The 12,147-nt window shown below is 68.1% G+C and carries 13 protein-coding genes, 1 tRNA gene and 1 pseudogene; 8 read left to right on the forward strand and 7 right to left on the reverse strand.

The genetic code is table 11. The annotated features are described in order from the left end of the window. Positions 1 to 6: 6 nt before the first annotated feature. Positions 7 to 83 (forward strand) — tRNA-Thr (locus tag ACFY2Z_RS26670). Positions 84 to 238: 155 nt separating this feature from the next. Here ACFY2Z_RS26670 and ACFY2Z_RS26675 read toward each other — a convergent pair. Then, positions 239 to 772, reverse strand: a complete 534-nt coding sequence (locus ACFY2Z_RS26675) for a tyrosine-type recombinase/integrase (RefSeq protein ID WP_390746624.1) — start codon at positions 770 to 772, stop codon at positions 239 to 241. Then, positions 739 to 1,089, reverse strand: coding sequence for a hypothetical protein (locus tag ACFY2Z_RS26680; RefSeq protein WP_390746625.1), 351 nt, complete (start codon positions 1,087 to 1,089; stop codon positions 739 to 741). The genes ACFY2Z_RS26675 and ACFY2Z_RS26680 overlap by 34 nt, the downstream gene beginning before the upstream one ends. A gap of 302 nt (positions 1,090 to 1,391) precedes the next feature. Here ACFY2Z_RS26680 and ACFY2Z_RS26685 point away from each other — a divergent pair, with 302 nt between their 5' ends. The 6 genes and pseudogenes from ACFY2Z_RS26685 to ACFY2Z_RS26710 all read left to right on the forward strand — a co-directional run bounded on the left by ACFY2Z_RS26685 (position 1,392) and on the right by ACFY2Z_RS26710 (position 4,299). Further along, positions 1,392 to 2,225 carry an ADP-ribosylglycohydrolase family protein gene (locus ACFY2Z_RS26685; RefSeq protein ID WP_390746626.1) on the forward strand — a complete coding sequence of 278 codons (834 nt, stop codon included), beginning with the start codon at positions 1,392 to 1,394 and terminating at the stop codon, positions 2,223 to 2,225. Positions 2,226 to 2,266: 41 nt separating this feature from the next. After that, positions 2,267 to 2,629 carry a hypothetical protein gene (locus tag ACFY2Z_RS26690; RefSeq protein WP_390746665.1) on the forward strand — a complete coding sequence of 121 codons (363 nt, stop codon included), beginning with the start codon at positions 2,267 to 2,269 and terminating at the stop codon, positions 2,627 to 2,629. A gap of 143 nt (positions 2,630 to 2,772) precedes the next feature. Beyond that, a complete protein-coding gene (locus tag ACFY2Z_RS26695; RefSeq protein WP_390746627.1) occupies positions 2,773 to 2,952 on the forward strand; it encodes a hypothetical protein in 180 nt (59 codons plus the stop codon). A gap of 32 nt (positions 2,953 to 2,984) precedes the next feature. Then, complete coding sequence (locus ACFY2Z_RS26700; protein ID WP_390746628.1) at positions 2,985 to 3,212, forward strand: hypothetical protein; 228 nt, start codon at positions 2,985 to 2,987, stop codon at positions 3,210 to 3,212. 252 nt (positions 3,213 to 3,464) lie between these two features. After that, positions 3,465 to 3,617: pseudogene (locus ACFY2Z_RS26705) on the forward strand (IS5/IS1182 family transposase); the annotation flags it as partial. Between the two features lie 148 nt (positions 3,618 to 3,765). After that, complete coding sequence (locus ACFY2Z_RS26710) at positions 3,766 to 4,299, forward strand: SHOCT domain-containing protein (protein ID WP_390746629.1); 534 nt, start codon at positions 3,766 to 3,768, stop codon at positions 4,297 to 4,299. 385 nt (positions 4,300 to 4,684) lie between these two features. Here ACFY2Z_RS26710 and ACFY2Z_RS26715 read toward each other — a convergent pair whose 3' ends face one another. The 5 genes from ACFY2Z_RS26715 to ACFY2Z_RS26735 form a co-directional block, all read right to left on the reverse strand. Next, the gene (locus tag ACFY2Z_RS26715) at positions 4,685 to 7,492 is read right to left on the reverse strand and encodes a hypothetical protein (RefSeq protein WP_390746630.1); all 2,808 of its coding nucleotides are present in this window, start codon (positions 7,490 to 7,492) and stop codon (positions 4,685 to 4,687) included. Between the two features lie 447 nt (positions 7,493 to 7,939). Further along, positions 7,940 to 8,962 carry an LAETG motif-containing sortase-dependent surface protein gene (locus tag ACFY2Z_RS26720; RefSeq protein ID WP_390746631.1) on the reverse strand — a complete coding sequence of 341 codons (1,023 nt, stop codon included), beginning with the start codon at positions 8,960 to 8,962 and terminating at the stop codon, positions 7,940 to 7,942. A 296-nt stretch (positions 8,963 to 9,258) separates the two neighbouring features. After that, positions 9,259 to 9,972, reverse strand: a complete 714-nt coding sequence (locus tag ACFY2Z_RS26725) for a hypothetical protein (RefSeq protein WP_390746632.1) — start codon at positions 9,970 to 9,972, stop codon at positions 9,259 to 9,261. Between the two features lie 61 nt (positions 9,973 to 10,033). Beyond that, a complete protein-coding gene (locus tag ACFY2Z_RS26730) occupies positions 10,034 to 10,543 on the reverse strand; it encodes a SigE family RNA polymerase sigma factor (RefSeq protein WP_390746633.1) in 510 nt (169 codons plus the stop codon). Positions 10,544 to 10,628: 85 nt separating this feature from the next. After that, positions 10,629 to 10,751: a hypothetical protein gene (locus ACFY2Z_RS26735; protein ID WP_390746634.1), complete on the reverse strand. Its 123-nt coding sequence runs from the start codon at positions 10,749 to 10,751 to the stop codon at positions 10,629 to 10,631. 825 nt (positions 10,752 to 11,576) lie between these two features. Between ACFY2Z_RS26735 and ACFY2Z_RS26740 the strand changes: the two genes are divergently transcribed. Further along, the gene (locus ACFY2Z_RS26740; protein WP_390746635.1) at positions 11,577 to 11,822 is read left to right on the forward strand and encodes a hypothetical protein; all 246 of its coding nucleotides are present in this window, start codon (positions 11,577 to 11,579) and stop codon (positions 11,820 to 11,822) included. The last annotated feature ends 325 nt before the right edge of the window (positions 11,823 to 12,147 follow it).

A 12,147-nucleotide genomic window follows, 5' to 3' on the forward strand; every position in this document is an offset into this window, starting at 1 on the left:
CGGCGCGCCGCCTTAGCTCAGATGGCCAGAGCAACGCACTCGTAATGCGTAGGTCTCGGGTTCGAATCCCGAAGGCGGCTCCACCAGAAAGGGCCAAGTCAGTAACTCTGACCTGGCCCTTTGTCATTTCTTTCTTTGATCGCCTCGTGGTCTTGTCCACTGCCCTCTGGAGCGTGTACGAGGGCAAGATGGGGCCAATATGGGGCCCCGCTCGGGGAAGAGCGGGGTCCCAGCCCTCTCAAGCCACCCGCCTGCGCTGCCTCTTCGCCTTCTTCGCGGCCTGCTTCGTCGCGTGCTCGGGCGGAGCCGCCGGATAGGCGTCGGTCGTTGCCGCCACCGGGGCGTGCCCGAGCGTCGCCTGCGCCTCCGCCTTCCGGTAGGCGGTGATGAGGTCCAGGGACGCCGAGGCGGTCGCGGCGTGCATCTCGGGCAGGACCGTCTGGTAGGTGTCGGTCGTCATCCGCATGGACGCGTGCCCGAGCATCGCCTGCACGGCCTTGGGCGCGACGCCGGCGGCGAGGGCCAGGCTCGCCGCCTCGTGGCGGCCGTCGTGGAGCCGGATGGGCGGCAGCCCGGACAGCTCTACCGGTCGGTCCCAGCGGTCGGTGAAGAACTGCGGGTGGTACGCCGAACCGTCCTCCTTGGTGAAGACCCGGTTGCCGGGCTGGGCGGGCACGCCGGCGTCCGCCCACTCCTGGCGCTCGGCAGCCTGCTTCTTGCGCCACGCCTTGAGCTGCATCACCGAGTCGCGGTTGAGCTTGATGTCGCGCACGCTGTCGCTTTCGGGTCGTCCTCGTGGACCTCGTACGAGATCGACACCACCTGCTCGCTGATGTGGATGACCTCGGCGTCCAGGTCCACCTCGTCCCAGGAGAGCGCGGCCAGCTCCCCGCGGCGCAGGCCGTGGAAGAGGACCAGGTGCCAGGCGGGGAAGTGCCGGTCGCCGACGATGTGGTCCAGGAACTCGGCGGTCTGCTGCAGCGTCCACACCATGACCGGGAAGGGCTTCTCACCGGTGCGCTTCCAGCGGGCTACGCGCGGCGGGGTCCACGCGAGTGCGCGCGGCTTGGCCACCTTGGGCAGGGTCAAGAACGCCGCGTAGTTCTTGGCGATCAGCTCCTCCTTGACCGCGTCGCTGAGCGCCGAGGACAGGGTGGCCCGGGCAGAGCCGCACCCCGGCCGTCGCAGCCCTCTACAGCCACCTGGCCACTGGAACCGACGCCGAAACCGCCCTGAACGACCTGCGCCGGGTGCTGATCGGCGGCTGGCATCTCGACAAGCACCCAGAGATGCAGGACGGGCTGCACGCGTTGGCCACCCCGGCGGCCAGCGGTGGCACCTCTCCGGTGAGCCGGCCGCGAGAGGTAGAGGAAGTACGGCAGGTTGAGTTCTTGAAGGAGAAGTGGGCGGCCTCGCGGGTGCGCGGGCTGCTGCTCGGTCTGGCGGTGGGCGACACGCTGGGCGTGGCCCGAGGCAAGCTACCGGCCGAGGGCTCGTTGCAGGCCGGGGTCAGCACCCAGCTGGCCTGCTTCACCGCCGAGGGCACGATCCGCGCTTGCGTGCGCGGTGACCACAGGGGCCTGTGCCATCCCCCGTCGGTGGTGTGGCACGCCTACTGCCGGTGGGCCGCCCTGCAGGGCATAGAGGTGGAGCGGATGCGGCGCCGCTGGGTCACGGCTGGTGACGAGGAGTGGCCCGACGGCTGGCTCGCCCAGGTGCCCGTGCTGGCACACCGGCGGGGTTCGGCGCCAGCGACCGTGGCCGCCCTGTCCAAGATCGAGCAGGGCACCATGGAGAAGCCGACGACGATCAGCCGCGGTTGCCATACGCTCACCCGTACCCTCCCCGTCGCCGTGGCCGTTGCGGGGCACAACCCGGAGTACTGGGTGCGGCAGGCTCGCGAGATCGCCGCCCTCACCCACGGCGACCCGGCCGCCCAGTCCGCCGCGGCCCACGCGACCGTGCTGGCCGCCCACTGCCTGACCAGCACCCCCGAGGTGCAGGAGTCCCTGTTCGTCGCGCAGTCGCAGGTGCGCCAAGCCCTGATGGACGCCATCCACGCGCTTCCTGATATCGACCCCGACCTGTCCAGCAGGGAACGCGTACAGCTCATCAAGGCACTTGAGCAGGCCGACAATCATCCTGCCGACCCGAAGCGCCTCGCCCACCTCGCCCCGGACGCCACCGCGCCCTCGGCGCTGTTCGGTGGCCGGCCCGGTCAGTAGGCAGACGCGCGCAGGTCTTTCGCCACTCTCCAGGTACTGACATCGACGTCCGACTCAACGCGGCACTCAAGGCGCTCCAGAAGCGAGGAGCTACGGATGCGTACTGGGCCTTGAACAATGACCAGCACATCCCCTACCTGGGGGCGGCGTTCTTCACCAAGGTCCTGTACTTCGCCGGGCACGAGAGCTCCGCCGGGCCCTATCGGCCGGTCATCCTGGATAGCGTCGTCTCGCGAGCTCTCAAAGACCTGAAAACGGTCGATGCCGACTGGTCGGAGAACGGCTGGACCACGGACCAGTACAGGCAGTACCTGGAGGGAGTACACGACCTTGCGCAGAGACGAGGCGTCCTGCCGGACCAGGTCGAGGCCGCGCTCTTCTCCCACGGCAAGCAACTGCCCTGATTGCCAGGCGCCGTACGTGGCATCGGCATGCTCTTTGTGTATCAGCAGCGACGAGCGCACGTTCCCAACGGGACTGAAGCGATGGTATCGAGCCAGCGGCCCTGGCGCTCGGCTCCGGCAACGACGAGGTGCTCGAGCTGCGCATGGAACGGGCAGCGGTTCGCTTCCTGGGCGGCGACTACCGCCGGGCCCCGCCCGAGTTCGACGCCCTCACCGGCGCCCGCTCCCGCACCGTCGGACCAGCCAGCGACGAGGCACGCTCCTACCACGCCCAGGCCGCGCACTGCCGGGCTGAACTGGGCAAGGTGATGGTCGCTTTGTAGGGACCGAGGCAGTCCTTCGCCAGGTGTGAGCCGTGGACAGCGACGCCTGCGACGAGGCGATCGAACTGCGCCGCGCCATCGGATTCCTAGAGCTGTCCGAGGGACGACTCGTCGAGGCCCGGCAAATGCTCGAACCGCTCCACTACGACATGTGCGTGGTCTACGGCCCCGACGACGAGGACACCGCGGAAATCGCCGAGGCCCTGGCACGGATCCGCCTCACCCTGGACGGTGCACACGGGGAAACACCGGAGACCTGACCGAGTACCTGCCCGACCGCGCCCCATCGCGAGATCGTCGGACCCAGCCCGCTGTCGGCCTCGGCCTGTGGCCGCCTTCAAGGGGGTCGTCCGGCAGGCCCGCCTCCCCAGCTGCCGCCGCCTGCTGAGCAGGTCGCCGAGCGGGCGGTCAGTAGTGTCGGCGGCATAGCGGGTGATGCTGTCTTGTCTCCGGTGAAATAGGCACAGGGGCGATCACGGAGTTGCGACGCTCTGTGATCACTGGGGAGACCTGTGCCTGTACTTCCATCATGGCTGACCCGACCGCTATGGGGCCAATTCACCGCCCTGTTGCCTGAGCAGTCGACCTACGCACCGACGCATCCGCTGGACTGCCACCGCCCACACATCAGCGACCGGGTCGTCTTCGACAAGATGTTGCAGCTCGGCCCGGGATGGCGCTACTCCGGCTGAGAGCGAAACTGCCTCGGGTGGCCGTGGATCGCGCCGCCGCATTTGCACAACCTTTGCCTCCCAGTGGGTGTCTAGTTGCGGGCGGCGCGCATGAACGCCGCATTGGAGTCAGGAGCACCTCATGTCCAGCAATGCGCTGATGACCTTCAAGAGCCACATCGAGGGCAAGAACGCCGACGTGGCCATCTATCACGATCGGGTCGAGTGGGTCCGAGCTCGTGGTATAAGCGCTGGCAAGCTTACGGCGGGCTTCCTGACTGGCGGCGCGTCGCTCCTGGCCACGGGGGTCCGTAGCTCCAATGCCGGTACCGAGATGATCCCGGTCAAGAACATCTCCAGTGTGGTGACCAAGCGTGACGGCCTGATGTACACCAAGGTGGTCGTGGTCGCCTCGGGTAACACGATCGAGTTCCGAGTGCCGCACGCCTCGGCCCCCGGCATCAAGGCTCTGCTCACCGACTTGGTGCTCGGAAAGATCCCTGACCCTGGGCAGGCCCCTCCCGTCGCTGCTCACCCTGTTCAGGGCGCGGCCCCCGCGCCGCAGGCGAGTACGCCTGTCCAGCAGTTGCAGCAGCTCGCGGAACTGCGGGATGCGGGCATCCTCTCGGAGGAAGAGTTCGCGGGCAAGAAGGCGGAGATCCTCGCCCGGATGTGACGCGGCGGCGCGGTGCTTGCGAAATGGGGCGTGATCACAGTGGCCGTGCTGGCCGGTTGGATGGAGTCCCGATGAGCGAGTCACGCCCTGATCGATCTTGAAAACCGTCGTGGCGCGAGTCACCGTGGGTTCAAATCCCCCGACTGCGCAGGTGCGGCGGCCCCTGATCAGGTCATTTAGTCAGGGGCCGTTGTGCTGTGCTGTGACTGCTCGTCTCTGTGGTTCCCCGCGGTTTCCCGTTCGTGGATCACCGAGCACGGCGAGGGGCTGGGGTCTTGCGTCTGTCCGGCACGAATCTCGGCGCGTGCGCGTGCGCTTGCGAACGCGGACGGGGCCGGGGTTTCCCGCGGCCCCATCCTTGAATGCGGCGTGGGTCAGGTCGTTGTCACCGTGCTGTCTTTGTGGTGCCGCTGGCCCAGAGGGCGCCCCCCTTGCCGGTGCCGCCGGTCCTCTTGTAGACGACCAGGTTTCCGTCGTTCTGCATCACCGCGTAGGCGCCGGAGTTGCGGTACGTGCCGGTGGACCACAGGGCGCCGCCCTTGCCGGGTCCGCCGGTGCTCTTGTAGACGACGAAGTTGCCGTCCGTCTGCATCACCGCGTACGCGCCCGGGTGGCCGTAGGTCCGGCTCGACCAGATGGCCGCCCCATCACGTCGGCGGTACATCACCAGGTTGCCGTCCGTCTGCATGACCAGACGGGTGTAGGTGCCCTGCGTCCACCAGCCGGCCTTGAGGGTGGTGCCGGAGTAGGTGGTCTGCGGCCGGGCGTAGGTGCCGCTCGCCCACAGGGGCGAGGTGCTCGCCTTCGCGTAGACGACGACGTTGCCGTCGTCCTGCACGGTGGCGTACGCACCCTGGTTGCCGTTCGTCCGGCTGGACCACAGGACGCCGCCCGTGCCGGGTCCGCCGGTGCTCTTGTAGACGACCAGGTTGCCGTCCGTCTGCATCACCGCGTACGCACCGGGGTTGCCGCCTGTCCGGCTCGACCAGATCGCCTGGCCGGTGCCCTTGCCGGTCTTCAGGTACGCCACGAGGTTGCCGTCCGTCTGCATGGTCAGCGTCATCGTGGAGCTGCTCAGGCTGTGTCCGGGGGACAGGTGCTGTCCGGGGTATATGAAGGCGCCTGCGGCGGGGGCGGGGGACGAGGCGGGGATGTGCGGGTCGACGAGGTGGATGTTCTTCCCGCTGTCCACGTAGGCGATGCCGCCCTGGTACTTGTCGACGGCCCAGGTGACCCTGCGGTCGTCGGCGACCGGTCCGCCGGGCAGGTCGGCCAGGTCGGTGGTGGTGGCGGCGTCGGTGTGCACGTCGGTGAGCGTCAGCTTGCCCGCCGTTGTGTCGTGCTCCACGAGGAACCCGTCGCCGAGCTGGGCGAGACCGGCGGGCACGGGGACGTCCTTGCCGGTGGCCAGGTCCCATACGCCTGCCGGGCCCGAGCTTCCGCACGACCAGTACACCCAGTGCTGGGCGGCTGCCTGCAGCTCGCTGGGCGTGCACGGCGCGCCGGTCGCGACGGTCTGGACGGTGCGCCGGGTGGTGAGGTCGATCTGGGTCAACGTCCCCGCGGAGGAGCCGGGTACCCACGCCGTGGGTCCCGACAGCGCGGCAGCGGAGATCGGGCGGCTGAAGAGCACGTGGCTGTTGCCGCCCGCGTCTGCATCACCGATGTACTGCTTGTTTGTGGAGCCGCCGTTGTAGACCACATAGCGGCCCTCTGCGTCGACGAGGGTGCCGCCGGTGGCGCCGGGTGTGACCAGGTCCGCGGCGCTGTTGGGGTTCTGCAGGGTGACGGCGTCGCCCTGCGTGTTGGCGTTCGGCCACAGCTGTGAGATGTCCCCGTCGCCGGTGGCGATGGGCGGGTTGCAGGTGGCCGGGGTGTCACAGTGGGTGGGCGCGAAGGGCTGGCCGAAGCCCTGCTCGGCACCGTAGGAGGGCGGGGAACCGAGCTGGACGCTCCGTTCGTAGACGAAGTCCCCACCGTTCGACAGGCGCCGGACCGGGTACAGCTTCCCGCCGCCGAAGGCCAGGCCGTCGTAGGGGGCGGGCACGGCGGGGTCGGAGTCCACGGCGGTCCCCGTCGGAGTGCCGTCCGGCCCGGCGGTGAACAGGCGGGCCGCCCAGTCGGAGGTGGACGAGCCGCCGACGGCGACGACCCCGTCCGGCTCCTGCCTGACGGTGTTCATGTCGGCGTGGTCCAGGACCGGGGTGACGGCGGGGGAGCCGGACAGCTGCATTGCGTACAGCGGATAACCGAGGACATCGTCCGCGGTGGACGCACCGGGATGCGACACCGAGTAGGTCATCACCAGGGAGTCGCCCGCGATGCCCATGAAGCGCAGGGAGCTGCTGTATCCGCCGCCCAGCGGCGCCGGCGGGACCTGAACGGTGGTCTCCGTCCCTTCGGGAGCGGAGCGGGGCACGATGCGGACCTCTCCCGCCGATCCGGATCCGACGGCTCTGGAGAACGTGTACCAGGCGATGTACCTGTCGGACAGTACGACACGGGCGCCGGAGATCAGCGGCCCCATGACGGGTGTGACCGCACCGGTCGCCAGGTCGACCAGCGCCATCCGGCGCTCGGTGGTGCCGTCGGTGTTCTTGGTGTAGTACGACAGCACCACCGAGTCGGCGTCCCCGGCCAGTACCGGGCTCAGCGGTGTGGCGCCCGCGGGCCAGCCGGTGACCGGTGTGTCGGTCTGCTGCCCGTCCGCCGTGCCGAGCACATGAAAGCCCGTCACCGTTCCGTCCGCGGCCTTGGTGACCGTCAGCACGCGCGAGCCGAAGGTGCCCAGGTAGCTCTGGCCGGCCCCGGGGGTGATGGTGGTGGCCGTTCCGGAGTCCATGTCCTGCAGGTGGTACCCGTCGGCCGACGGGGTCGCCACGACGTCGGAACCCGCGCCGGAGTACCCGGGTATCTGGGAGTTGCTCCGGACCTCGGGCATCGGGATGTCCGGTCCCCCGGTGTACTTCGTCCAGACGTAGGTGGACTGGCTGTCGGACCGGTGCAGGAATCCGCCCGTGCCGGCGAAGACGACCGAGTCTTTGGGCGGGTTGTTCAGGAGAGCGGCCGGTACGACCGTCTCGGTGGGGGTGTCGGCCGAGGCCGTCGCCGCGGTCAGCGGCAGGACCCCCGAAGCGAGGGCGAACGTCGCGGCGACCGCGATACATCCGCTCCTCAGGGTGTGTTGGACCACCCATTCCTCCTTCACGGTGGGAAGGCATGGGTGACAACTGGCCGAAAGCCGACCTCCCAAGGTGCTGAGAGGCCTGGTGGTTGAAGCCTTGCTGTCGCCAAGTGCCCGAGCCCTCGGTCACCATGGCCCCCATGCGAAGGTGAGATTAATGCACCTGGAAACCGTGGGGAACAAACGTTCCACCAAGTGTGCGCCCCGCCAGGGGTGTTGGCATCGAGGCGGTGGCCCCCTTCGGTCTTCCTGGTTGCTTGTGCCCTTGGTGCAGGTCCCTGTCCGGAAGCCTCTGGGCACCCCGGGTTCCTTTGTCCTCGATACGGCGACCGGCCTTCTTGAGTGTGCCGACGTCAGGCTGGCGGCCGCGATAGAGGCCAGGCGTAGCAGGTCGCCGACCGAGAGGCGGGGGTGGCATGCGCCACCCCCGCCACGTTTGTGTCGCCGTATCCGTGGTTACGCGGTGAGGTTCGATCCGGCGCCCTTGCGGCGGCGGACGGCGAACAGCGCACCGGCACCGACGACTATGGCGACGCCGCCGACCAGGCCGATGGTCGGCACCATGGAGCTGGAGCCGGTCTCGGCGAGGTTGCCGGTGGGCATGATCTCGGTGCTGCCGCCCTGCGGCTTCTTGCCGCTGACCGGCTTCGTGCCCTTGCCCGGCTTGGCCTCCCCGGGAGTGTCGTTGCTGCTGCCGGGCTTGAGGACGGTGAAGTCGTAGAAGCCGAACGCGCTGTGCACACAGTTCTTCTGCTCATCGACATAGCCGCCGATGCCCATGCTGAAGCCGTCGCCGGCGGGCGCCTTCGCCGTGATGTCGACGCGCAGCTTGATGTCGACCGTCTTCTTGGGGCCGAGGGGAGTCTCGCCGAAGTAGGCACCGTTGCCGATCTCGTCCGCCATCGACTCCCACGCCTTGATCTGAGGGTTGAAGTACTCGAGGTTGGCGTAGGTGCTCAGCCAGTCCTTCTCGTTGTCGCTCGCGGAGTCGTTGTCGATGGTCGCGAGCCACTGCACGGTGCCGAGTGACTGGTCGCTGTGGTTGGCGGCCGTCATCGTGAAGTAGTGCCAGCCACTGCCGGCGACGATCTTGCCGGGCAGACCGGAGACGGAGATGCTGAGCTGGGACTCGGGGTCGACCCCTTTGTCGTCGACCGGGCAGTCGCTGGGCTCCGCGCTGTCGCTGGGCTGGGCCGACGCCGAGGCGGAGGCCGACGCGGTCGCGCTCTCACTCGCCGAGGTGGACGCAGCCGGGGTGCTTTCCGCAGCGCCGGGAGCGCTTTCGCCGGCGGCCGGGCTGCTCTCCTCGGCCGCGGGGGTGCTTTCGTCGGCAGCAGGAGAGCTCTCCCCGGCCGCCGGACTGCTCGACGACACAGTCGGAGTTCCGTCCGTCGCGAACGCGGCCGGGGCGGAGAGCAGGGCCAGCGGGGCTATGACCGCAGTCGCGGCCGCGGTGACCATGGCACGGCGAAGCTTCATGGGAGACCTCAAGAGGGCTGGCGTGCTGCGGCGCCGCAGCACGTGTCGGGGGCCTCCGCGTGTGGGGCGCGGTCGTGGCCAGGGGTTACGCAGATCAGATCTGTGACTCGCGAGAAGGGTTGTGCTTTACGTCACCGAATTCTCGGGTGAAATAGGTCACAAAGATGAACCGGTTCGGCGTTGAGACCGTCCGACCCCGCCTCGATCAGGCTCATTTGTGTCAACACAAGACGGGAAAGCGGTGCTCGCGTCGACCGTTTCTGCTTTCCCGCGCTCAGGATCACCGCCTCCGGGCGTTACTGCCACTGCGAGCTGGTTGCGATGGCCCGCAGTTGGGCCAGTGTCAGGATCGGCGTGGTACGGGTCGAGGGGGCGTTCTGGCTCGGTGCCTGCCACTGCATGAGGGTGACGTAGAGCCCGTCAGGATGCAGGACGTTCACCGCCTGGTGCCCGGGGCTCGTTCCGGGTGGTGCCTGCCGGGACTCGATCAGGGTTCCGTCGGCCAGGGGTGTCGTGTCGGCGAAGACGTGGCTGCGGATCGCGGTGGTGGAGGTCTGCCGGGAGACGTGCACCTCGAGCAGCGACTTGCCGTGGCCGTCGTCCACCCACAGCTGCCCGGACCGCCGGCCGCCGGGCGGCCTCGAATGGGTCAGGCCGGCCGGCAGCAGCGCGGTCAGGGTGGCAAGGGCGCGGTCGGCGGGCAGTGTGCCGGTGAAGGTCGGCTTCCCGGTGGCGGATGCCGTGGCCGAGCCGGTTGTGGCCGAGGCCGCCGGACCGGCGAGCACGTGGTCGACTGCTCGCCCGTCGGACAGCAGTCCGGGAACGACCGTCGCGCCGAGCCCGACTAGCGCGAGTACGGCTGCTCCGCACACGCCGACGGCCGTGGCGCGGCGGCGGCGCCTGCGCCGGCCGTTGCGGACACCGCCCTGCACAAGTGACGGGGTGTTGGGCGGCTCGAAGGTCAGGAGGGTGGTGCGGAGGACTTCGGTGAAGTCTTCTTCGATGGGCATAGCGGGTCACCGCGTTTCGGGGGTCGGTGCAGAGGGCGAGGTAGGTGCCGCGGCACCGAGGTCAGGGGCTGACGAGCTCGGACAGGTCGTGGCCCAGAAGGTCCCGGATCCGGGCGAGCGCGCGCATGCTCTGGTTGCGTACCGCGCCCGGCCGGACCTGAAGGATCGCGGCGGTCTGCTCGACGCTGCGGTCCTCCCAGTAGCGCAGGAGCAGCACGGCCCGGTCCCGGGCGGAGAGCCGGCCGAGAGCGTCGAGCAACGCGACCCGCAGCGTGGCGTCGTGCTCGGTGACGGCACCGGAGTCCGGCAGGGCGTCGGTGGGCTGCTCAGAGCTGCTACGCCGGCGGCGGTAGGACAGGTAGGTCCGTACGAGGACGGTGTGGGTGTAGGCCGCTGGGTCGTCCACCTGTGCGATCTTGCGCCAGTTGGCATACATCCGGCCCAGCGTGTCCTGCACCAGATCCTCCGCGAGGTGCACATCACCGCTGGTGAGCACGCACGCAGAGCGGAACAGAGGTGCGGATCGCGCAGCGGCGAACGCCATGAATTCCTCTTCGTACCGGCGCTTCATCCGAGATCCTGTTCGTCGTCCACACTCTGAAGACGCTGTGGCCACAGGGTTGCGTCCCACCTGGAGAAGCGGAAATCTGGCCGCCTCAGGCGATTGGCACATGCCGCTCCCGCGCGTCCCTGCGCGCCGAGTACGCCCAGCCCTGGAAGTGGGTGCCCTGCCCGCACGCCTGCGGATACGTCGGCGAGCCGGAGATCCGGCCGAGCATCCTGCACGGACTGGCCCCGCAGCTCAGCCCCCTCCGCCACACCGGACGGCGCCCGTTGATCCATGAGGAAGACGACACGGTGTGTGCGTTCTTGATGCCGCCGAGCCGCTTGGCGATCTGCTGGAAGGGGGGTGCACGGGTACACCGGATCACGGCCGCGGTTGCCGCACGAGGCTCTATGCCGAGAGCCCAGCGGCGACCATAGCGGTCGTTTTGGAGGCGCGGCAAAGTCCTCTTTGCCAATGCCTGGCCTTCTTGTTACTCATCGGTAAGTGTCAACCTCAGCTTCGCTCAGTTCGGAGGAAGTCACTTGACCGGGTGATCTGCCGTGCGTGAGTGTTCTGCGCATGTCATCTTCCACGGGGGGGGGAGAGACAGTGAAGGGACGGACATGCACTCTGGTGTAAAGCGTGTTGCAGCTACGACCACTGCGACACTGCTTGCTGTCCTGGGCTTGGGAAGCGGCATTGCGTCTGCTGACGACACACCCACTAACACCCCAGTCGTCATCCAGACGGACCCGCCGCAGGAGACCGACCCGGCTGACACCGGACTCGTAGACGTGCCGGCCGATCAGGTGAACGCAGAACCCGATATCCCGGGCAGCGGCGACAGCGGCTCCGGCAACCACCCCGGCGGTCAAATCTGCGACCGGGCGACTGTCTACATCCCGAACTCTAAGGGCAAGGACTACCACAAGGGCATCGGCGCCCCCAGGCGAACCACAATGCAACCAACCACACCGCCAAATCGACCTTCAGCGCGGAAGCCTCGGGAACCGTTGGGGTGTCGATCAGCGGACACTTGTCCACCAGCGTCGATGCGATGATCGCCAAGATCGAAGCCAAGTACGACGTGAGCTTGTCCGCCACACTCACGGCCAAGTTGGGCAACTCCGTGTCCGACGACACGCCGCCGCACAAGACGACGCACGCTGCCTATGGCGTCTACCGCCTGCGCAACACGGGGACGAGCTATGTCATATACAGCAACTGCCAAACCTCGGCGAAGAGCACTGTCACTAGCTACACCCCCGACTACGTCGGCTGGTACATCTGGGAGACGAACTGATGGTGCTCATCCCTGCGTTGATGCGCAGGGCTACCTGCGTACTTGGGGCCACGTTGCTGCTTGCGAGCTGTGGTTCTCACAAGGACGCTAGCTCGTCGAGTGGTCATTCAAACTCTGCCGCCAGTGCTTCGCCAACGATCAAGGCGCCTCGGCCCTCTAGTGATCCTCACGCGCCGTCGGTGGCAAGCGCACCGAAACTGGCCTCACATGGCATTACTTCCCTGACCAGCGGCGCCAACGTCAAGGGGCAGGCCGTTTACCCGATCCCTAGCGGGCTCAAGAAGGGGCAGACCCTGGCGATAGCGATTAATTGCCAGGGGCCTGG

The organism is Streptomyces sp. NPDC001222 (assembly GCF_042896945.1).
GTDB classification, from domain to species: Bacteria; Actinomycetota; Actinomycetes; order Streptomycetales; family Streptomycetaceae; genus Streptomyces; species Streptomyces gibsoniae.

Bases quoted from the DNA above. Each gene is read 5' to 3' on its own strand.
- ACFY2Z_RS26695 (WP_390746627.1), top strand. From the start codon at position 2,773: ATGGAACGGGCAGCGGTTCGCTTCCTGGGCGGCGACTACCGCCGGGCC.
- ACFY2Z_RS26730 (WP_390746633.1), bottom strand. From the start codon at position 10,543: ATGAAGCGCCGGTACGAAGAGGAATTCATGGCGTTCGCCGCTGCGCGA.
- ACFY2Z_RS26725 (WP_390746632.1), bottom strand. From the start codon at position 9,972: ATGCCCATCGAAGAAGACTTCACCGAAGTCCTCCGCACCACCCTCCTG.
- ACFY2Z_RS26735 (WP_390746634.1), bottom strand. From the start codon at position 10,751: ATGCTCGGCCGGATCTCCGGCTCGCCGACGTATCCGCAGGCGTGCGGG.
- ACFY2Z_RS26740 (WP_390746635.1), top strand. From the start codon at position 11,577: ATGATCGCCAAGATCGAAGCCAAGTACGACGTGAGCTTGTCCGCCACA.
- ACFY2Z_RS26710 (WP_390746629.1), top strand. From the start codon at position 3,766: ATGTCCAGCAATGCGCTGATGACCTTCAAGAGCCACATCGAGGGCAAG.
- ACFY2Z_RS26720 (WP_390746631.1), bottom strand. From the start codon at position 8,962: ATGAAGCTTCGCCGTGCCATGGTCACCGCGGCCGCGACTGCGGTCATA.